The 19,573-nt window shown below is 68.1% G+C and carries 19 protein-coding genes; 4 read left to right on the top strand and 15 right to left on the bottom strand.

What is annotated here, in order from left to right:
- Window positions 1-7 precede the first annotated feature (7 nt).
- Together MHA02_RS08065 and MHA02_RS08070 are read left to right on the top strand one after the other, a co-directional pair.
- Window positions 8-685, top strand: coding sequence for a response regulator (locus MHA02_RS08065; protein WP_147078123.1), 678 nt, complete (start codon window positions 8-10; stop codon window positions 683-685).
- A gap of 170 nt (window positions 686-855) precedes the next feature.
- Window positions 856-3,354, top strand: a complete 2,499-nt coding sequence (locus MHA02_RS08070) for a putative bifunctional diguanylate cyclase/phosphodiesterase (protein ID WP_147078124.1) — start codon at window positions 856-858, stop codon at window positions 3,352-3,354.
- On the opposite strand, the gene MHA02_RS08075 is transcribed toward MHA02_RS08070, so the two are convergent.
- From MHA02_RS08075 to MHA02_RS08100, 7 genes are all read right to left on the bottom strand, one after another.
- Entirely contained in the window at window positions 3,351-4,316 is a 966-nt protein-coding gene (locus tag MHA02_RS08075) for a metallophosphoesterase (protein ID WP_147078125.1), read from the bottom strand. The genes MHA02_RS08070 and MHA02_RS08075 overlap by 4 nt on opposite strands.
- Before the next feature lie 184 nt (window positions 4,317-4,500).
- Window positions 4,501-5,556, bottom strand: a complete 1,056-nt coding sequence (ruvB, locus tag MHA02_RS08080) for a Holliday junction branch migration DNA helicase RuvB (protein ID WP_210245059.1) — start codon at window positions 5,554-5,556, stop codon at window positions 4,501-4,503.
- A 499-nt stretch (window positions 5,557-6,055) separates the two neighbouring features.
- Window positions 6,056-6,229, bottom strand: a complete 174-nt coding sequence (locus MHA02_RS22085; RefSeq protein WP_170249113.1) for a hypothetical protein — start codon at window positions 6,227-6,229, stop codon at window positions 6,056-6,058.
- A 73-nt stretch (window positions 6,230-6,302) separates the two neighbouring features.
- Window positions 6,303-6,794 carry a bacterioferritin gene (gene bfr / locus MHA02_RS08085; RefSeq protein WP_147078126.1) on the bottom strand — a complete coding sequence of 164 codons (492 nt, stop codon included), beginning with the start codon at window positions 6,792-6,794 and terminating at the stop codon, window positions 6,303-6,305.
- A gap of 50 nt (window positions 6,795-6,844) precedes the next feature.
- Window positions 6,845-7,120 (bottom strand): (2Fe-2S)-binding protein, encoded by a 276-nt coding sequence (locus MHA02_RS22645; RefSeq protein WP_147078127.1) that lies wholly within the window; start codon window positions 7,118-7,120, stop codon window positions 6,845-6,847.
- Between the two features lie 229 nt (window positions 7,121-7,349).
- Entirely contained in the window at window positions 7,350-8,213 is an 864-nt protein-coding gene (locus MHA02_RS08095; protein ID WP_147078128.1) for a universal stress protein, read from the bottom strand.
- Between the two features lie 32 nt (window positions 8,214-8,245).
- Window positions 8,246-9,391 carry an acyltransferase family protein gene (locus tag MHA02_RS08100; RefSeq protein WP_147078129.1) on the bottom strand — a complete coding sequence of 382 codons (1,146 nt, stop codon included), beginning with the start codon at window positions 9,389-9,391 and terminating at the stop codon, window positions 8,246-8,248.
- Between the two features lie 467 nt (window positions 9,392-9,858).
- Here MHA02_RS08100 and MHA02_RS22090 point away from each other — a divergent pair, with 467 nt between their 5' ends.
- On the top strand, window positions 9,859-10,032 hold the full coding sequence (locus MHA02_RS22090; protein ID WP_170249115.1) for a hypothetical protein: 174 nt from the start codon (window positions 9,859-9,861) through the stop codon (window positions 10,030-10,032).
- 27 nt (window positions 10,033-10,059) lie between these two features.
- Here MHA02_RS22090 and MHA02_RS08105 read toward each other — a convergent pair whose 3' ends face one another.
- The 3 genes from MHA02_RS08105 to MHA02_RS08115 form a co-directional block, all read right to left on the bottom strand.
- Entirely contained in the window at window positions 10,060-10,743 is a 684-nt protein-coding gene (locus tag MHA02_RS08105) for a carbonic anhydrase (RefSeq protein WP_147078130.1), read from the bottom strand.
- Window positions 10,744-10,799: 56 nt separating this feature from the next.
- Window positions 10,800-11,312 carry an NUDIX hydrolase gene (locus tag MHA02_RS08110; protein WP_147078131.1) on the bottom strand — a complete coding sequence of 171 codons (513 nt, stop codon included), beginning with the start codon at window positions 11,310-11,312 and terminating at the stop codon, window positions 10,800-10,802.
- 147 nt (window positions 11,313-11,459) lie between these two features.
- Entirely contained in the window at window positions 11,460-12,473 is a 1,014-nt protein-coding gene (locus MHA02_RS08115; protein ID WP_147078132.1) for a zinc-dependent alcohol dehydrogenase family protein, read from the bottom strand.
- A gap of 229 nt (window positions 12,474-12,702) precedes the next feature.
- Here MHA02_RS08115 and MHA02_RS08120 point away from each other — a divergent pair, with 229 nt between their 5' ends.
- A complete protein-coding gene (locus MHA02_RS08120; RefSeq protein ID WP_147078133.1) occupies window positions 12,703-13,536 on the top strand; it encodes a DUF6662 family protein in 834 nt (277 codons plus the stop codon).
- An 11-nt stretch (window positions 13,537-13,547) separates the two neighbouring features.
- Here MHA02_RS08120 and MHA02_RS08125 read toward each other — a convergent pair whose 3' ends face one another.
- From MHA02_RS08125 to MHA02_RS08145, 5 genes are all read right to left on the bottom strand, one after another.
- Window positions 13,548-14,093: a L,D-transpeptidase family protein gene (locus tag MHA02_RS08125; RefSeq protein ID WP_147078134.1), complete on the bottom strand. Its 546-nt coding sequence runs from the start codon at window positions 14,091-14,093 to the stop codon at window positions 13,548-13,550.
- 58 nt (window positions 14,094-14,151) lie between these two features.
- Entirely contained in the window at window positions 14,152-15,441 is a 1,290-nt protein-coding gene (locus MHA02_RS08130) for an O-acetylhomoserine aminocarboxypropyltransferase/cysteine synthase family protein (RefSeq protein ID WP_147078135.1), read from the bottom strand.
- A gap of 48 nt (window positions 15,442-15,489) precedes the next feature.
- Complete coding sequence (locus tag MHA02_RS08135; RefSeq protein ID WP_147078136.1) at window positions 15,490-15,873, bottom strand: response regulator; 384 nt, start codon at window positions 15,871-15,873, stop codon at window positions 15,490-15,492.
- A gap of 400 nt (window positions 15,874-16,273) precedes the next feature.
- The gene (locus MHA02_RS08140; RefSeq protein WP_147078137.1) at window positions 16,274-17,503 is read right to left on the bottom strand and encodes a sensor histidine kinase; all 1,230 of its coding nucleotides are present in this window, start codon (window positions 17,501-17,503) and stop codon (window positions 16,274-16,276) included.
- Window positions 17,504-17,859: 356 nt separating this feature from the next.
- The gene (locus MHA02_RS08145; protein ID WP_147078138.1) at window positions 17,860-19,491 is read right to left on the bottom strand and encodes an ABC1 kinase family protein; all 1,632 of its coding nucleotides are present in this window, start codon (window positions 19,489-19,491) and stop codon (window positions 17,860-17,862) included.
- Window positions 19,492-19,573 lie beyond the last annotated feature (82 nt).

Below are 19,573 nucleotides of genomic sequence, written 5' to 3' on the forward strand. Positions count from 1 at the left end.
GCACGCCATGAACGCCCTGACCCGCCCCGACCCGAGCCGAAGCCGCGCCGTCCTGCCGGTTCTCGTCATCGACGACCATCCGATCGTGCTGCAGGGATGCCGGCGCGTGCTGGAGGATGCCGGCATCGAGACCGTCGCCGAGGCGACGGGCGTCGTCGCCGGCTACCGCGCCTTCTTCCGGCTGCGGCCGCCGGTGGTGATCTGCGATCTCACGTTCCAGGGCAGCGGCCTCGCCGGCCTCGGCCTGATCCGGCGCATGCGCGCCGTCGAGCCGGCGACGCGCATCCTGGTCTTCTCGATGCACAACGACCCCGTCATCGTCTCACGGGCGCTGGAGGCCGGCGCGCTCGGCTACGTGCTGAAGGACCACGGCTCGAACGAGCTGTTCCAGGCTTTCGAGCAGGTCCGCAAAGGCGACGTCTACCTCGACCGCCGGCTCGCCACCGAGGTCGCCATGCTGCGCGCCGACCCGCGCCGCACGCCCGAGACGCAGCTGACGCCGCGCGAGCAGCAGATCCTGGCCCGGCTGGCCCAGGGCAAGTCCTACGGGACCATCGCCTCGGAACTGTCGGTCAGCTACAAGACCGTGACCAATGCCTGCTCTCAGATGCGGCAGAAGCTCGGCGTGCGCACCCTGGCCGAGTTGATCCATGTCGCCGTGACGCAGGCCCAGCGTCAGGGCTGAGCCCTTCCGTACGACGCTACGCCGGTGTTGCGGAGCGGCCCGTTCGAACCCGGACACGGGAAACTGATTTCAGGATCAAATCGTCGGCTTAGCAATGGTTTAAGCCCGGGTGCCTACTCTTGCCCCATCGGCGTCGCTGTGCCGGACGGTGCGAGAGGAGAGAGCGCCCGATGAGACGCAGACTCATCGCCGCCGGCCGAAGCCGGATGCGTCGCCTCAAGCGGCGTGCGAGCCTCCGGCGCATACGCAGCATGGCCGTTTCGCTGCGGGCGAAGTTCTTCACCGCCTGCCTGCTCATGGCGTTCACCACCGGTCTCCTCGGCGCTTACGCCCAGTGGACGCAGCGTGGCATCGGCGCCTTCGCGACCCGTACCTACGACCAGACCTTCATCGCCATGGGCAATCTGCGCTCGGCGCAGAACGGCCTGCTCAAGCTTCGCGCGTCTCTGGAGCGGGAAGAGGTTCGCATGCGGGATCGCCCTGCGGCGATGCGGTCTCCCAACGAATCGCTGGTCCTCGCAGCGGCACTGCCCAGCATGCTGGCGCATCTCTCGGTTGCGCATGAGCGCGGCGTCAGCGCAGCGGCGCGGGCGTCGGCAGACCGGCTCCGCGACCGGCTTCTCACCCTGCGCGATATCCTGCGGCAGCGCGGAACGCCGGCGATGTTCCAGGCGCTCGATACGCTCGAGAGCGACTTCGACGGTGCGGTGGAGATCCACGCTGCCGACGCCTCCCGGGATCGGCGTGAGATCGAGCGTCTGACGGAAGCCTCCAACCGGCAGACCCTGATCGCCGTCGGGCTGTCGGCATTCGCGGCGATCCTGATCTCGTATCTGCTGGCTCGCGCGGTGCTCCCGCCGATCCGCACCGCCGTGTCCGCCGCCCGCGCCATCTCCTCGGGGCGGCTCGACACCGAGATCCAGACCCGCGGTCGCGACGAGGTCGCCGTACTGTTGCGGGCGCTGGCGCGGATGCAGGCGAGCCTCGTGGAGAAGATCGGGCATATCAACCGCCTCGCCGCCGCGGCTACGGGGCAGGCGGAGCTGCTGCGGCTTCAGAACGGCCGGTTCGAGGGCGCCCTCGACAACATGATCCAGGGCCTGAGCATGTTCGACGCGAACGGCCGGCTCGCGGTCTACAATCGCCGCTTCGAGGAGATGTTCGGTCCGCCGGTCGACGGCGCGCGGCCGGGATCGCTCGTCGTCTCCGGCGTGCCGGCCGTCCATGTCGTGCCCGGCACGCACAATCTGGAGATGCCGGACGGCCGCGTCATCGCGCTCTCCCATCAGCCCATGGCCGATGGCGGCTGGGTCGACACCTTCGAGGACGTCACCGAGCGACTGCACGCGGAGGCGAGCCTGGAGCGCATGGCCCGCTACGACGGCCTGACCAAGCTGCCGAACCGCACGTTCTTCCGCGAACGCCTGGAGGAGGCGCTGGACAAGGCGCGCGAGCGCGGTCCGGTGGTGCTGTGCCTCGATCTCGACGGCTTCAAGGCGGTCAACGACACCCTCGGCCACATGATCGGCGACGACCTCCTGCGCGTGGTCGCGCAACGCCTCCTCGATTGCGTGCGCGCCACCGACGTCGTCGGACGTCTCGGCGGAGACGAGTTCGCGATCATCCAGGCCGAGGCGGGCGGCGCGGCCGAATCCGAGGGGCTCGCTAAGCGGATCATCGAAGCGCTGAGCACCGTCTTCGAGATCGAGCACTTCCAGGTTGCGATCAGCGTCAGCATCGGCATCGCCCGCGAGGACGGCGCGCCCGGCGAGACGCTGGCCGAGCGCGCCACCGCGCTCCTCAAGAACGCCGACGTGGCGCTGTATCGGGCCAAGGTCGAGGGACGCTCCACCTTCCGCTTCTTCGCGGCCGAGATGGATCGCAAGCTCCAGATCCGGCGCCTGCTCGAACTCGACCTGCGCACCGCGCTGGAGAAGGGCCAGTTCGAGCTGGTCTTCCAGCCGCTCGTCGATGCCGGCCGGGGCGGCGTCTGCTGCTTCGAGGCGCTTCTGCGCTGGAATCACCCGGTGCGGGGCGTCGTCTCACCGGACGAATTCATCCCCCTCGCCGAGGAGACCGGGCTGATCAAGGCGATCGGGCGATGGGTGCTGCAGAGCGCCTGCACCGAGGCGGCGGCTTGGCCCGACGCCGTCAGCGTCGCCGTGAACCTCTCGCCGGTCCAGTTCAACAATCCGTTCCTCGCGGCGGAGGTGGTGCGTGCGCTCGACGTCTCCGGCCTCGATCCGCGCCGGCTCGAACTCGAGATCACCGAATCCGTGCTGATCATGGAGGACGCTTTGGTGCTGACCACGCTCCACCAGATCCGCGATCTCGGCGTGCGCATCGCGCTCGACGATTTCGGCACGGGCTACTCGTCGCTGAGCTACCTGCGCCGCTTCCCCTTCGACAAGATCAAGATCGACCGCTCCTTCGTCAGCGACCTCGCTGCGGAGGACAACATCGCGATCGTGCGGGCGATCATGGGCCTCGGTCAGGCGCTCAAGATGTCCGTGGTGGCCGAGGGTGTCGAGACGGTGGAGCAGCAGGCCGTCCTCGTCGGCGAGGGCTGCACGGAGCTGCAGGGCTACTACTTCAGCGCGCCATGCGCAGCCGGCCACGTCCACGGCCTGATCGACAGGCTGCGCACCGTGCTGCCGCGCTGCGCCTAAGTCTCTCCTTCGCGGTCCGTCAGTTCCACCACCACGATCTCCGGCGTCACCCCGATGCGGATCGGCGCGATGCTCATGCCGAGGCCGCCCGAGACCACGAGATCGCCCTGCTCGCGGACATGGCCGTAGCCGAAGCGGTCGCCGTAGCGCGAAGGTACCACAGGCGCCCAGCCGAACAGGCGGATCTGGCCGCCATGGGTATGGCCGCTGAGCGTCAGCGTGATGCGGGCCGGAACGTCCGGAAAGATGTCCGGCTCGTGGGCGAGGAGGATGGCAGGCGCGTTCTTGGGGATCTTCGCCAACGTCGCGGACAAGTCGTCGACGCCGATCCTGGGATGCCCGTAGCGCTTTCCCCGCGGCACGAAGGCGATCTGGTCGCCGAGGCCAGCGAGCCAGACCGGGTGCCCGCCGACATCGAGGGGCAGGGCGTCGTTCTCCAGCACGCGGATGCCGGCGCGCGTCAGGGCCTCGCCGGCGACGGTCGGCCCGTGGCCGCGCACCAGCGCTGCCTCGTCCTCCCACCAATCGTGGTTGCCGAGGATGGCGTAGGTCCCGAGCGGCGCCGTGAGCCGGCCCAGCACCGGCGCCCATTCCGCCGCATCGACGTAGCGCGTGACCGTCCTCATGCCGGCAACGTAGTCGCCAAGCAGCACGATGACATCGCCCTTCAGCGCGTTCGCGGCCGCGACGATCCCCCCGATGCGGGCGACCGACATCCAGGGTTCGCAAGCATGGATGTCGGAGAGTGCGACGATGCGAAGGGAGGTCCCGCTCGGCCATGGTCCGCGCGGGCGGATGCGGTAGGTCGTGACGGCGAGCCGCATCGCTTCGACGCCGACGGCATAGGCCGCCGTGGCGCCACCGGTCAGGGCCGTCGCGCCGAGCCCGACGAGGATGCTGCGCCGGGTGACGCCGAGGAGGGATCCGCGCGCGGCGCGTGGCGGTACTCCGGCGTCGCCCATACGTGTCTCCAGCAGCGGTGACGCGGTGCGTATTGCCTCGCATCGGAGCTGTCGAGACCGAGGTTCGGTCCCATCGTGCTCGAACGCACGCGACGCGGACGTTCGCGATCGCGCGCCACCCGCTGGCGGCCCGAACCGGTTGCCTGCGCCAGCGGGGGCGATGACGGATCGATCGAAGACCGGTTCAGTCCTCTTCGTTCCCCGCGAACAATCCGAACTGCGTGCTCGGATCGCGCCTCGGCTCGGCCAACCCGAGATGCCGGAAGGCGTGAGCGGTGAGGACGCGCCCGCGTGGCGTCCGCTGCACGAAGCCTTTCTGGATCAGGTAGGGCTCGATGATGTCCTCAATGGCGTCGCGCGGCTCGGACAGGGCGGCTGCGATGGTCTCGATCCCCACGGGGCCGCCGCCGAACGAGGCCGCGATCATCGTCAGGTACTTGCGGTCCATCACGTCGAGCCCGGCCGGATCGACGTCGAGGAGTTTCAGCGCCCGGTCGGCGACGGCACGGCTGACGCTGCCGGATTCGGCGACGACCGCGAAGTCGCGGACCCGGCGCAGCAGTCGGCCGGCGATGCGGGGCGTGCCGCGCGCCCGCTTGGCGATCTCGTTGGCGCCCTCCGCCGACATCGGCAGGCCGAGCACCCGGGCGCCGCGGGCGACGATCAGCTCCAGTTCGTCGATGTCGTAGAATTCCAGCCGGATCGGGATGCCGAAGCGGTCGCGCAGGGGCGTGGTCAGCAGGCCCGCTCGGGTCGTCGCACCGACGAGGGTGAATTTCGGCAATTCGATCTTCACCGAGCGGGCGGCCGGCCCTTCGCCGATGATCAGGTCGAGCTGGTAATCCTCCATCGCCGGGTAGAGGATTTCCTCCACCGCCGGGTTGAGCCGGTGGATCTCGTCGATGAAGAGGACGTCGTTCTCTTCCAGGTTGGTGAGCTGCGCCGCGAGGTCACCGGCCTTCGCGATCACCGGGCCGGAGGTCGAGCGGAAGTTCACGCCGAGTTCGCGCGCCACGATCTGCGCCAGGGTCGTCTTGCCCAGCCCCGGCGGCCCGACGAACAGCACGTGGTCGAGGGCGTCCTTGCGTGCCTTGGCCGAGTCGATCGCGAGCTTGAGCTGCGCCCGGCCTGCCCGCTGGCCGATGAACTCGGTCAGGCTCAGAGGCCGGATCGACTGGTCGGCGTCGTCCGGCCGCTTCTCGGGCGTCAGGAGCGGGTTCGGCGTCGGATCGATCTGGATCTCCTCCAGCGGAGGCCCGGATGCCCGGCGTGGAGGGGACCTGCGCTTGCTCAACGGGACTCGCTCGGCGGATTTTTTGGGTACTGCGAAGTTCGAGAAGACGCGCAGTACGATGACGGCGTCGCCGGATGTCGCATACCGATCCCGATGGCGCTACCGTTCGCATGGCTGCTTGTCGCCGGCAACGAGGCTCGGTGTCGGCCAGCTAGTTCCAAGAGTTCGACGATCTCGCCCTTGACGACTTCGAGGGCGTGTCGCCCGATAAGTCTCTTAGCGAACGCTGGAAACTGATCGCCGGCAGGCTCGCGCGGATGCGAATGGGCGCACGGTGGGAACATGCCCAGATCGGATGAATTATCGCGGGTCTTCTAGAGACTGGTTTCCCGGCGCGTGGCTCTTCCTGCTCGACGTTCAGGGAGACGTTCGTCTTGAAAAGCCATCGGTTTCATTCGGCCATGCTGCCGGATGCGATGGTCGCCTTCGCCGATCTCGAACCCAATCAGGCGTGACCTCGGCCGAAGATCCCGTCGTTCTGTTCGAAATGCTCTGGGCCGGTACGGAAGCCCGCAATCGGGTCGAGGGTGCCTGATGCGGTCTGCGGGTGCTCGACGGTCTCGATGCGGTCCTCGAGCTTCCCGCCGCCGGGGCGGCGCTGCCGCTGGCGGGTATCCATCGACACGGCCTCGCGGTCTGACGTGCGGGTCGCGCCTCCTTCAGGCGCCGACTCGCACGCCATTTCCTGAGCCTTACTCAGGCGCAATCTGCTCCAGGCCGCCGACATGCTTCTGCGCGTAGAGCGGCAGGCCGATCTGGCCGATCAGGTCGAGCTGGGTCTCGAGGAAGTCGATATGACCCTCCTCGTCCGTCGCCAGTGCCTCGAATAGGATCTTCGTCACGCGGTCGTTGATCGAGTCGCAATACTGGGCGGCTTCCAGGTAGAGGGCGCGCGCCTCGGTCTCGGCCGCAAGATCGCACTCGATGATCTCCTGGACGTTCTGGCCGATCCGCAGGGGATCGAGCTCCTGGAGATTGGGGAAGCCGTCGAGGAACAAGATCCGATCGACGAAGCGATCGGCGTGCTGCATCTCCTCGATCGACTCCTTGCGCCAGAACTTGGCGAGGTCGACATAGCCCCAGTCGTTGAGCATGCGGAAATGGAGCCAGTACTGGCTCACCGCGGTCAGCTCGCTGCGCAAGCCCCTGTTGAGATACTCGATGACCTTGGCATCGCCCTTCATTCGCTACTCTCCTCTTGTGTCCGAGAGCCGTAGCGAACCGACGATGTGTCCTAGGCTGCGACCTCTTCGAGGTCTTCTGTAGTTTGGAATTGTACCAAACTGCAAGGGGTCGAGCAGCTCGTCGCGCATGAGGCATGCGCATCGCCGCCGGTTTCCATGAGCGCATTCTGCATGATGGAGCGGATGGTACGGGCGCAGCGCCCGCATTTCGCGCTGCATCCGAGACACGCATAGACCTGGGCCGGCGTGCGCGGGCAACCGGGACCGGGGGTGATACAGCCACGAACCTGGCCGTCCGAGAGGATGTTGCAGGAACAGACGATCATGCGTTCTGCTGCGGGCTCATCGAGTTGGGCGCGATCGGATGGCGCTCGATCGAAATCGCCATGTCACGCCCTTGGAGCGATTTCATGGCGGTCCCGGCCTTTCGCCTCTGTGGCAACCGCAGTTTAGAATACTTAAAAAGTTTAGCCTTATCAGAAGTTTAGAGTGCGGCGCCCGGCTTTGCAATGGCGTGGCCGGCCCGATCGCCGACGGCCGATGCGCCCCCGCACTTCAGTGCGCCATCAGCACCGCGATCTCCGCATGCGACAGGATATGGCTGGTCGGCCCTCCGAAGATCATCTGGCGCAAGCGGCTTTGGGTGTAGGCGCCCTTGATCAGCAGATCGCAGCCGAAGGTCGCAGCCTCGTCGAGATACATCTCTCCAGGCGTGTGCCGGCCGGCGGGCAAGGCCTTGTGGAAGGCCTCAATGCCCTCGCAGCCAAGCGCCCGCGCCACGTCCTCGGCACTCGGCCCCGGCACCATGCCGCCCTCGGCGCTCAGCACCAGGATGCGCCGGGCGCGGCGCAGGAACGGCATGGCGAAGGCGACGGCGCGGGCGGTCTCGGTGGAGCCGTTCCAGGCGACGAGGATCGCTTCGCCCAGCGAGGAAGGCGGTCGCGGCGGCGCCAGCAGGATCGGGCGGCCGCTCTCGAACAGGGCCGTCTCGACGGTGGTCATGCGTGGCGACGCATCGTCGAAGCCCGGCCGACCGACGATCGTCGCGGAAAAGAGCCGGGCATATTGGCCGAGGAAGGCATCGCCGGGCGGCACGTCCGGCCGCCACCGGAAGCGCGGACCGGCGGTCATCGCCGCCTCCGGGGCGCAGGTGCCGACGGCGTCGCGGCGCGGCAGGCCGGCGGCTTCCATGAACGCGATGAAGCGTTGCCCCGCGGCCTCGGCCTCGGCGCGGTCGGCCTCCTCGTCGCGCAGCCAGGTCATGCCGCCGACCATGTCGACGGGCACGTATTCCGCGAGTGCCGGGCGCAGCGACACGCCTTCGATCAGGCTGCCGAAGCGCTGGGCGACGAGCAGCGCCGTCTCGAATACCGAGGGCAGCGCCTCGTGCAGGGCGACCGGAACGAGCAGAGTCTTCAAAGCACCGAACCCTCCGAGAGCTTTCGACGAGGCTAGATCCGTTTCGTCCGCGGGGGAACGTGCGGCACCGCCGCTTCAAGCGCTTTCTCGGATCCCAGCCGTTCCCGTGGGCCGGGGTCGAGCAACCGCCGTGCCCGCCGGGTCAGCGGCCGCTCGACGAGGCGATAGACGGCGAGGGACACGAGCACGGCGAGGCCGATCATCAGCCCGAGGCTCGGCCACGCTCCGAGGACGGGGCCGAGTCCGCTCCGGACGAGCGCCTCCCGCGTCCCGCGCAGGACGAAGGGGTGGACGAGGTAGAGCGCGTAGGAGGCATCGCCGAGGGCGGCGGCCGCCCGCACGGAAAGGGATGGGCTATCGTCTCCGCTCGAAGCCGGATCGTGCCCGAGCGCCGCGGCGGCCACCAGCAGGGCCGACGGGATGCCGTAGACGAACGGATGCAGCGCGAGGCTCGGCTCCGGCACCAGCATCAACAGCGTAAGCCCGCCGGCACAGAGCATGGCGCGCACTGGCAAGCCGATGCGAAACCCCTCGGCCCGCGCGAGGCCGAGCGCCGCGCCGAAGGCGAATTCGAGGATGATCGGGCTCGTCCAGAAGGCCAGCGGCATCGGCATGTCCGGAAAGGCCGCGCGCGACAGGACGAGCAGGCCGAGCGCCGCCACGAGCCAGGCGACCGCCGCCCGGCGTCCCCAGCCGATGCCGATTGCGAACACGGCGTAGAAGAACATCTCGCAATTCAGCGTCCAGCCGAGACCGTAGAGCGGCAGCGCCGTGCCGTCGGGGCGCAGCATCGGCCAGAACAGGAACGAGGCGGCGATGGAGGCCGGGTCGAGGCCGCTCGCTCCGGCCTCGCCGGTGAGCAGTCCGGGCACGGCCAGGGCGACGGCGAGATAGGCCGCACTCAAAAGCCAGTAGAGCGGCACCAGCCGCGCCACCCGATGCGCCAGGAAGCGTCGTCGCCCGCCCGGCCGGCCGTAGAGCGAGGCCGATGCGTAGACGATGATGAAGCCGGAGATCACGAAGAACACGTCGACGCCGACGGGCCAGGGCAGCAGCGTGCTCGGGCGGAAGGCGAGGTTCGTCCGGATCGCGAGGGCGGCCGTCTCGAATTGCGCGTGGTGCACCACCACGAGCAGGGCGGCGAAGGCCCGCAAGGCCTGGACGAGAACGAGCTTCACGCGGGCGGCCCTGGATGCGGGCTCAGTGCCTCTCACGAAACTCCCGCCGTGCCGTCGGCGCCGGAGCGAGGTGTCCGGGTCGTCGGACGTTTCATGAGGTGCACTCAGGTCCGGCCGGTATCTAGACCGGGCTCCAGCCGGTCAAGGTCCGGACGCTACGGGCGCCGCCGTCCAGCCGGCGATGGCCGTGCTGTCGACCGCGCGGCGCGCATCGACGACGGATCCGCGCTCAGTACACCGCCTCGAATGCCGGCATTCCGAGATTTTCCCTGTTCGGGAAATGAATTTTTCAGTAATATCTGCTGTGTCGGGTGAAGCACAGTTGGTCGTGATGTGCATTTTAAATAGAAATGAATAGAAAATTTTGGTCGTTTTGACGCACTCGATCAAAAACTTGTATGGAATAGGTTAGCGGATCGCCGCGAGAAATTACAATCGCCGTGACGTGCCGGCATCCAGTTTGGGAGGTGATTCTGAATACGGCGGAACGCAGGAAAATCGAGGCCGTCATTGAACTCTGCCGCGAAGCCAGAGAACGACTGCAACCCAACGCGCCGTTCCGCCTGCGTGTTCTGCTCGACATGACATTACTGGAACTCGGCAAGGAGCTCGCGCGTCTCAACGGCGACCGGGCAGTCTGAAGCGCCCGGATCGCCGCCGGACGAAGCCTATGCCTCGGTGCAACCGATCAAGGCTGAGGCCCTGAGGGTCGTGCCGTCGGTCTCGACGACGGAGTGAAATTCCCCCGTCTTCGGATCGCGGATCCGCAGCTCGCCCTGCTCGATCCCGAAATGCGCGCCATGCAGATGCAGCTCGCCGGCTTCGACCCGCTCGCGCACGAATCCGAACGTCAGCAGGTTTTCGAGGCTCTGCGCGATCGAGGCGTATTCGAGCCGTGTGAGGTAGCCGGGCTTGTCGACCGCATCGCCCTTCGCTTCGAGGCTCCTGGAGGCCGGCTCCACCAGCGAGACCCATTGGCCGATGAAATTGCCCTGCGAGAGTGGCTTGGCATCGGTGGCGTAGGCCTTGATGCCGCCGCAGGTAGCATGGCCGAGCACGACGATGTGCTTCACCTTCAGGCCCTGAACCGCGAACTCGATGGCCGAGGACGTGCCGTGATAGCCGCCGCCCTCTTCGTAGGGGGGCACGATGTTGGCCACGTTGCGGATCGTGAAGATCTCGCCCGGGCCGACATCGAAGATGACTTCGGGCGCGACGCGGCTGTCGCAGCAACCGATCAGCAGAACCTCGGGGCTCTGGCCCTCGGCCAGCTTTGCGTACTTCTTCTTCTCCTGGGGGAGGCGCTCGCCCAGGAAACTGCGATAGCCTTCTGTCAGGACATCGGGAAACATCTGTCGTTCGCTCCGCTCGTTCGGGATTGTCAGGACTTGCAACGGTCGGAAGCCGGTCAGGCTCCCTGCCACGTGAGTGTTTCCGGGGTCTCCGGCAACTCGCCGCGTGCGATCCGGCACGCGAGATCGGCGAGACCGACCGGCTCGATGCGGGCGTCGGTCGCCATGAGCTCGTCGAGCGACCACCAGCGCGTGCCGATCACCGGGTTGTCCTCGGTCTCCGCCAGCATGTGCGTGTCGATCCGGTCGTCGGGGAGACGCACCAGGAAGTAGCGCTCGCGGGCATCGCGCGACTTGTCGAACAGGTGGAACGGCCCGTCGCAGAGCGCGACCTGCGGCCCGATGACGGCGTCGTGTACGCCGATCTCCTCGCCGAGTTCGCGTCGGCACGCGTCCTCGTGCGTCTCGCCGGGTTCCAGCCCACCGCCGGGCATGAACCAGAAGTTCTTCGCGTCCGGGTTCGCCGGGGCCGGCCGCACGGCTTCGTACTCGATCAGCAGCAGCCGGTCGGCCGGATCGAAGACCAGGGCGCGGGCGATGTGGCGGATCGTCAGGGGTTCAGCGCTCATGCCCGAGCCCTATCAGGAAAGCCGGGCCTTCGCCCAGATTGCGAGCGACCGGACGACTGGTGGCGCGCAGACGAAAACGTTCCCGACCGCCCGAGCCGGGTCGCGGCCGGTTGCAGGTGGCAGAAATCCGGCCGGAGTTTTCCACCCTCAGGCGATCGTCACAACGATCTTGCCGACATGCGTGCCTTCCCCGAGCGCGGCCAGCGCCTGTTTCGCCGCGTCGAACGCGAACGTCCGGTCGACCACCGGCCTGATACCGTGGAGCGCGATCACCCGGTTCAGGTCCTCGAACATCTCGCGCGAGCCCACCATCACGCCGCGTACCGAACAGCTCGCACCGAGAATGGCAAGGGGGTCGATCGGCTCGCCCTGGGCCAGTAGGCCGATGAGGCCGACATGGCCGCCGGGGCGGGTCGAGGCGATGGAGCGGGGCAAGGTGCCGGTGCCGCCGATCTCGACGACGTGGTCGACGCCGACACCCCCGGTCAAGCGGCGGACCTCCTTCTCCCAGTCGGGACAAGCGCGGTAATTGATGGTCTCGTCGGCTCCGAGCGCCTTTGCCGTCTCGAGCTTCCGGTCGCTCGACGAGGTTGCGATCACCCGGGCGCCGGCGGCATGCGCCAGCTGGATCGCGAAGATCGAAACGCCGCCGGTGCCGAGCGTCAGCACGGTCTCGCCGGCTTTCAGCGGCTTCGCGCCGTAGAGCGCGTTCCAGGCAGTGACGGCGGCGCAGGGGAGGGTGGCGCCCTCTTCGAAGGACAGGTGCTCGGGCAGGACCACGAGGCCCTCCTCGGAGAAGACCTGGAACTCGGCGAGCACGCCATCGATGGCGCCGCCAAGGGAGGTCTCCCAGGCATCCGAGACCTGCGCGCCGCCGAGCCAGCTCTGCGAAAAGATGCCGGCGACCCGCTCGCCGCCCTTGAAGCGCCGCACGCCGGGTCCGATCGCGACGATCTCGCCGGCGCCGTCCGACAGCGGCACAAGCCGGTCGAGATTCACCGCGAACGGGTACCGGCCGTTGGCGATGAGCAGGTCGCGGTAATTCAGCGAGGCCGCGTGCATCCGCACCAGCACCTGCCCGCGACCCGGCTCCGGCTGCGGACGCTCGACGCGCTGCCAGCTGTCGAGGCCGTCGGCGGAAGACATCTCGTAGGCGCGCATGTGGAGCTCCTCTTTCGCGCCTTGGTTTTGGGGCGCCGGCGCCGGAAGGCAACCCGACGCCCGGCTCAAGGCGGCACGGCTCGGGAACACCCCACGGCCAAGCCTTGACTAAATGATCGCACTACAACTAATCGTTATAGCACATGCTATAACTTTGGAATTTGCGACCGTGCCGCCCTGTTTCGCCATCCCTTCGAAGCATCTTTGGGTGCTCTCCTGCGCAGCGCTCATGATTGTTGCGGCTGCCTCGGCCCGCGCGACGGACGCCGCCCATGGCGTCGACACCGAGCACCTGTTCGGTTTCACCGAGGGCTCCGACATCGGCGGGCCGGGCGAGACCGAACTCGAATCCGAGACCACGGCGCGGCTCGGCAAGCGCGGCGGTCGATACCGGGCGGCGGATTCCGCCCTCGTGCTGAAGCTGCCCTTGAGCGACCGCTTCCGGATCGCGCCGGGCGTCAGCTTCGCCGCCTACGACATCGGCGGTGTGCCGGGCTTCGGCGATCGCGAGATCATGGCCCTGGCCGGCGCCTTCCTCGAGGCGCGGACCCGAATTTTGGTGCGCGACGCGGCGCCGTTCGGGCTGACGCTCAACACGATCGTCAGCGCGAACCGGGTCGACGCCACCACGGGGCTCGGCACGCGGGGTCTCGGTGCGGAAGTCGGCCTGCTGATCGATCGCGAGATCGTGCCCGGTCGGGTCGTGGCCGGCCTCAACCTCGTCTACGCGCTCGGCCAGTCACGGCTCGACGGCATCGACGGCCTGCAGCGCGCCTCGGGCCTGGAGGTCTCGGGCGCGGTCGCCGCGCGGTTCGCGCCGGGCCTGTTCCTGGGGATCGAGGCCCGCTACGCCCGCGCCTATACCGGCATGGCCCTCGACGGCTTTGCCGGAGACGCCGTCTATCTCGGCCCGACATTCTACAAGGAACTCACGGACACGACCTGGATCTCGCTCGCCTGGGGCACGCAGGTCGCGGGCAGCGAAGCGGGTCTGGGCGAGGATCGCGACCTCTCGAATTTCGACCGCCATCAGGCGCGCCTCCGGATCGGCACGCATTTCTGACGCCGCGTGGCTCAGGGCCTGATCTCGATGGGCGTGTCGACATCGACCCGGGCGTAGATCGAATCCATCTCGGCGTTGCTGACGCCGACGCAGCCGCTGGTCCAGTCCGTCAGGCGGTGCAGGCTCCCGAGCCAGCCGAACCCGTTCATGATCCCGTGGATCATGATGTCGCCGCCGGGCTCGTAACCGCCTGCCGCCGCCGCGGCCCGATCCGCCGCCTCCGGGTAGGAGACCTTGAGGGAGAGATGCGCGACGCTCGCCGGGTTCTTGTACTCGACCCGGTAGCGCCCCTCGGGCGTGCGCCCATCGCCCTCGCGCTGCTTGTGTCCGGTGGGCGTGAAGCCGAGGGACACCGGATAGGTCGCCAGCACCCGCCCATCGCGCAGCAGGGTGAGGCGGCGTGCGGCTTTTTCCACGAGGACGACGTCGGCGCGCTCGGGCTCGGGGGCGGGGGCCGGCTCGGTGCGGAAGAGCTGGAGGGCGTCGGCCACGACGACGGCGGACGCGGCCAGGATGATCAGGCCGAGTACGGCGCCGATGCTCGTCCACATCCGCATTCTTCGTCTCCGACTGAGCGCGTTCCCCTCTCCCCTCTGCGGGAGAGGGTGCGGCGGCTCACGAAACCCGCGCGAGCGCCTGCTCCAGATCCGCGATCAGATCCTCGACGTTCTCCAGCCCGACCGAGAGTCGCACCGCTTCCGGCCCGACCATGGCCGCGGCCTTCTCGTGCTGCTGCAGCTGGCGGTGGGTGGTGCTGGACGGGTGGATGGCCAGGGACTTGATCTCGCCGATATTGGTGAGGTGCGAGATCAACTCCAGGCTCTCGATCACCGTGCGGGCCGCGGTCTCGCCGCCCTTGAGGGCGAAAGTGAAGATCGAGCCAGGACCCTGCGGCACGTAGCGCTTGGCCATGGCCTCGCCCTCCTGGCCGGGCAGCGCCGGATAGCTCACCCAGGCCACGGCCGGGTGGCTCTTGAGGAAGGCGGCGACGGTCCGCGCGTTGGAGCAGTGGCGCTCCATGCGCAGCGGCAGCGTTTCGATACCGGTGAGTGTGAGGAAGGCGTTCATCGGCGAGAGGCCGGGGCCGAGGTCGCGCAGGCCGAACAGCTTGCAGGCGGAGGCGAAGCAGGTCTCCGGAAACTTTTCGGAGAGCACGATGCCCTCGTAATCCGGCCAGGGATCGTTGATCAGGTTGTAGCGCGAGCCCTGAGCCGCCCAGTCGAACCTGCCCGCGTCGACGATCATGCCGCCGATGGTGAGACCCGAACCGCCCAGGAACTTCGAGGTCGAGTGGATGACGATGTCGGCGCCGTATTCGATCGGCCGGATCAGCGCCGGCGAGGCCAGGGTGTTGTCGACGACGAGCGGCAGCTTGTGGCGGCGGGCGACGTCGGCGATGCCGGCGAGGTCGACGACCGTGGCGCAGGGGTTGACGATCGACTCGCAGAAGATCGCCTTGGTCTGCGGCGTGATCTGCGCCTCGAAGGCCTCCGGCGTCAGGTCGTCGGTGAATTGCGGCTTGAGATCGTAACGGCCTTCCAGCCGGCGCATCAGGCCCAGCGAGCCGCCGAACAGCCGCTTCGAGGAGACGTAGGCGTCGCCCGAGCGCATCAGCGTCATCATCGCCATCAGCACGGCCGACTGGCCGGACGCGACCGCGACCCCGGCCTTGCCGCCTTCGAGCCCGGTGACACGCCGCTCGAGCGCTGCCACCGTCGGGTTCGAGCCGCGCGAATACGAGAAGCCGGTCCGGCGCATCGCGAAGATGTCGGCCGCCTGCTCCGTCGATTCGAATACGAAGCCGTTCGTGAAATAGATCGGCTGCGCCCGCGCCCCCGTGGCGGGATCGGGCGAGGCGCCGGCGTGGACGGCCAGCGTGGCGAGGCGGTGTTTTTCGGTGGACATCGTTCGACAGTGTCGCGAAACGGCACCCGCCTCAAGGAGGCGCGGCGCTCAGGCTGCCCTGACGACCGCGCGCAGCGTGCGCACCAGGGCCGAGGGCTGGTAGGGTTTGGAGATGAAGCGTGCCCCGTCGGGCATGTCGTGCGGGCCGGGAAAGCCCATACCGGAGACCACGAGGACCGGGATCTCGGGCCAGCGCCGCGAGACCAGCCGGGCCAGAGCGAAGCCGTCCATCGAGCCTTGCGGCATGTCGACGTCGGTCATCAGCACGCCGACGTCGGTACGGCCTTCGAGCAGCGTCAGCGCCTTGTCGGCATGGGGGGCTTCGAGAACGGTGAAGCCGGCCTCGGCCAGCGTATCGGCCGCCTCCATCAGGAGGAGCCCATCGTCTTCGACGAGGAGGACGACGGGATGCTCGGACGGCTCGTCTGTCATCAGCGACGGTAACGCTTCTCATACTACGGCTGCCTGCGCCCTAAAGGCGGCCCGCTTCGCGGTCAAGGACGGCCGGATACGCGTTTGTGCGCTGCAGCGTGCCGCCGTGCGCTATCGCCTTGATTTATCGAGGACCGCCGACGGGATCATGCGGAGCAACAAAACGTGATGGCGCCGCTGCACGGTGGACGAGTCGCGCGAATCGCGTCGGGTCCGCGCCTGTCATTGGCGCGGCATCGCTAGGGTGCGCGCGCGACGACGGAGGCGGGTGGACGCCGGGGCCGAGAACTCAAGCCGGTGCCTGTTCAACCACCTTCGTCATCCCGGGTCGGCCTGCGGCAGCCCGGGGACGGGGTGCCTGTCCCACACGGACCGGAGCGCCGGCTGACCGACGCTTCGGTCATGCGGCCGCGGCCGCCACCACCACGACATTCGCGGCCGGGGCCTGCATGGTCAGCACCACGCCGTTTTCCGGAAACTGCAGCTTGGCCGTGCCGCCGAAGCTGTGGACGAGGCTGCGCTCGATCAGGCGGGTGCCGAAGCCGACACGGGTCGGGGGCGTCACCGCCGGACCGCCGATCTCCTCCCAGCGGAAGGACAGGCGCTCCTCTCCCTCGATCGTCTCGATGCTCCAGCCGATGGCGACGTGGCCCTCCGGCTTGGAGAGCGCGCCGTACTTGGTCGCATTGGTGCCGAGCTCGTGCAGGATGAGGGCGAGCGTCAGGCCGGGGCGCGGGCCGAGCGTCACGTCCGGGCCGCTGACGACGAAGCGGCCGGGCTCGCCGTCGCCGTGCAGCGCCACGGCGGTGTCGACGAGGCCGCGCAGGTCCGCACTCGACCAGGCGCCCTGCATCAGCACGTCGTGAGCATGCGCGAGCGCCAGCAACCGTGCGCCGAGCGCCTCGCCGGCCTCGTCCAGCGAGCTCGCGTTGCGCAGGGTCTGCGTCGCCACGGCCTGGACCATGGCGAGGGTGTTCTTCACCCGATGCGCCATCTCGTGCATCAGCACGGTCTGGCGCGCCTCGGTCTGCTTGAGATCGGTGATGTCGCGCGAGACCGCCAGGATGCGCTCGGGGCGGCCGTCGTCGCCGTTCATCGGCGCGAGCACGATGTCCCACCACAGGGTCTCGGCCTGCGCATCGGTCTGCAGGGCGGCCTGGAAGCGGCAGGTGCGGCCGGCGCGGGCCTGTTCGAGGGCGGCGAGCACCGCCTCGCGGCTCTCCGGCAATTGCCAGACGTCGATCCAGGGCTGGCCCACGACATGGGCGAAGCTGGTGCCGCCGAAGACCGGGATCGCCACCTCGTTCATCGAGATCAGGCGGCCGTCGATGTCCAGCACCGTGATGCAATCCGTGGTGGAGGCCAGGATGCGGCGGTTGAACTCTTCGCTGGCGCGGAGCTGGGCGTTCACCTCTTCGGCCGCGGCGCTACGGGCCTCCTCGGCCTCCGCGCCGTTGCGGCGGGCTGCGATGGGCCGGGCCGGGCCGGCTTCGTCCGCGCGGCGTCGCTCGGCGTTCACGTAAATCCCGTCCGTGCAGGGAGGGCGCTCGGCGAGCAGCTTGCGCAGATAGGCATTCTCGGCCTCGAGAATGGCCTTTCGGCTGACGCGGGAATGTCCCGCTGAAAACATCGTGGTCTCAAGCACCGCAGCCCCCTGGACCGGCAGGCCGCCCCTCGATGGAGCCGCACAACCGCCGCGCGTCATGCGCCGACGGGCGGGTGGGGATCTGCTCTCCTAGCTTCGGCGGGGGCGACGGCTTGTTGTCCGTTTCTCGCCCCGTCGCGCTACCTAAGGCATCCCGCGATTCGGTGCATACGTGACCATATCACGATGCTTTGGACCGGCAAGTGAGAGTTGAAGTTTTCGTAAATGTTCAAACGGCTTATTTGCAGCGGCGCACACTGCGACAATTTTATCCAATTCCCGCTCGACTCTAGAGACGCGTGCTGCAACGCAACCTCAGAGAATCGAACGGCCTCGAAGACTCAGCGGTTGCGCCCGAGCAGGACCAGCCAGCCAATTCCCACCACCGAGACCGCCAGCGCGATCAGGACGAAGACCGGCGTGCCGAGATCGATCAGCCGCGGCGCGAGCTGCATGGCGAAGGCCGCGACGACGAGGCCCACGGCGACGCGCGCCGCGCCGCGCTCGATCCCGCGCACGAGCTTGTCCATCCCCTTCAGCTCGATCTCGACGGTGACGCGGCCCTGCTTGAGCCGCACCAGCAGCAGGTGGATCAGCGTCGGCAGCTCGGAGGCCGCGCCGTAGAGGCCGGAGCCCAGCGCCTCCGCCTTCTTCATCAGCGCCTTGGCCGAAAAGACGCTGCGCATGGAGGCGCGCACGGTGGGGCCGGCGGCCGAGAACAGGTCGAAGTTCGGATCGAGTTGGCGCATCACGCCGTCCGCCGTGACGAGACCTTTAAAAAGAATTGCTAAATCGGTCGGCATCGCGAGGTCGTTCTCGCGGGCCATGGTCATGAAGTCGGTGAGCACGAGCCCGAGATTGAGCGGGATCGAGGAATGCGCCTGCACGAAGTTCTGGGCGCTCTGCTCCAACTTCGTTAGATCGGGCGTGGTCGCGCCGGTCCAATCCAGCAGCGTCGCCATCAGGCCGTCGACGTCCTGCTTCAGCATGGCGCCGATCAGCACGAGCAATTGCTGCCGCCGCTTCTGCGAGAGCCGGCCGACGATGCCGAAATCGATGAAGCCGATGCGGTTGCCCGGCAGGATCAGCAGGTTGCCGGGGTGCGGATCGGCATGGAATACGCCCTCGATCAGCGCCATGCGCAGGAAGGCGTCGCAGCCCTTCTGGGCTAAAGCCTTCTTGTCGGCGCCCATGGCGCGCAGGCCCGCCGCGTCGTTCGGCGAGACGCCGTGCACGAATTCCTGAACCAGCACCCGCTCGGAGCACCATTCCCAGTGGATCTTCGGGATCAGGATGTCGTCGCGGCCCTCGAAGATCCCGGCGATCATCTCGCAGTTGCGGGCTTCGTTGAGCAGGTCGAGCTCGCCGTTGATGCCGGCGGCGAGGTGCTTCATCTGCTCCTGCGGCTGGTAGCGGGCCATCTCCGGCCACTCGGTCTCGACGATGCGGGCGCCGTGACCCATCAGGCGCAGGTCCGCCTCGATGATCTTCTTCAGCCCCGGCCGCAGAACCTTGACGACGACGTCCTCGCCGGTCTTCAGCCGTGCCCGGTAGACCTGCGCGATCGAGGCCGAGGCGATCGGGTTCACGTCGAACTCGGCGAACACCTCCTGCGGCGGCCCGCCGAGATCGGTCTCGAGCTGCGGCCCGATCATCTCCCACGGGATCGGCTTGACCTGGCTGTGCAGCTTTTCCAGCTCGTCGGTCCAGACCGGGGAGAGCAGGTCGGGGCGGCTCGCCAGGATCTGCCCGAACTTGATGAAAGTCGGCCCGAGCGCCTCGATCGCCCGGCGCAAGCGTTCCGGCTGCGACAGCCGGGTCACGTCGACCCGCGGGGTGCGCCGGGGGATCAGCGGGATGTTGCGGAGCCCGAGGCGGTCCACGGCCTTGTTCAGGCCGAAGCCGATCAGGACCGAGGCGATCTCCGACAGGCGCTGACGGTCGCGCGCAGCGACGAAGGCGGTCTTCAGCATGAGTTTGGGATGGACCCGACCGGCCGGATTGGCAAGCCGGGCTCAAGGGTCACGAGGGTGGGGCTTTTTTGTGGGTGGTCTT

The sequence above is a fragment of the Methylobacterium haplocladii genome (assembly GCF_007992175.1).
Lineage (GTDB): Bacteria > Pseudomonadota > Alphaproteobacteria > Rhizobiales > Beijerinckiaceae > Methylobacterium > Methylobacterium haplocladii.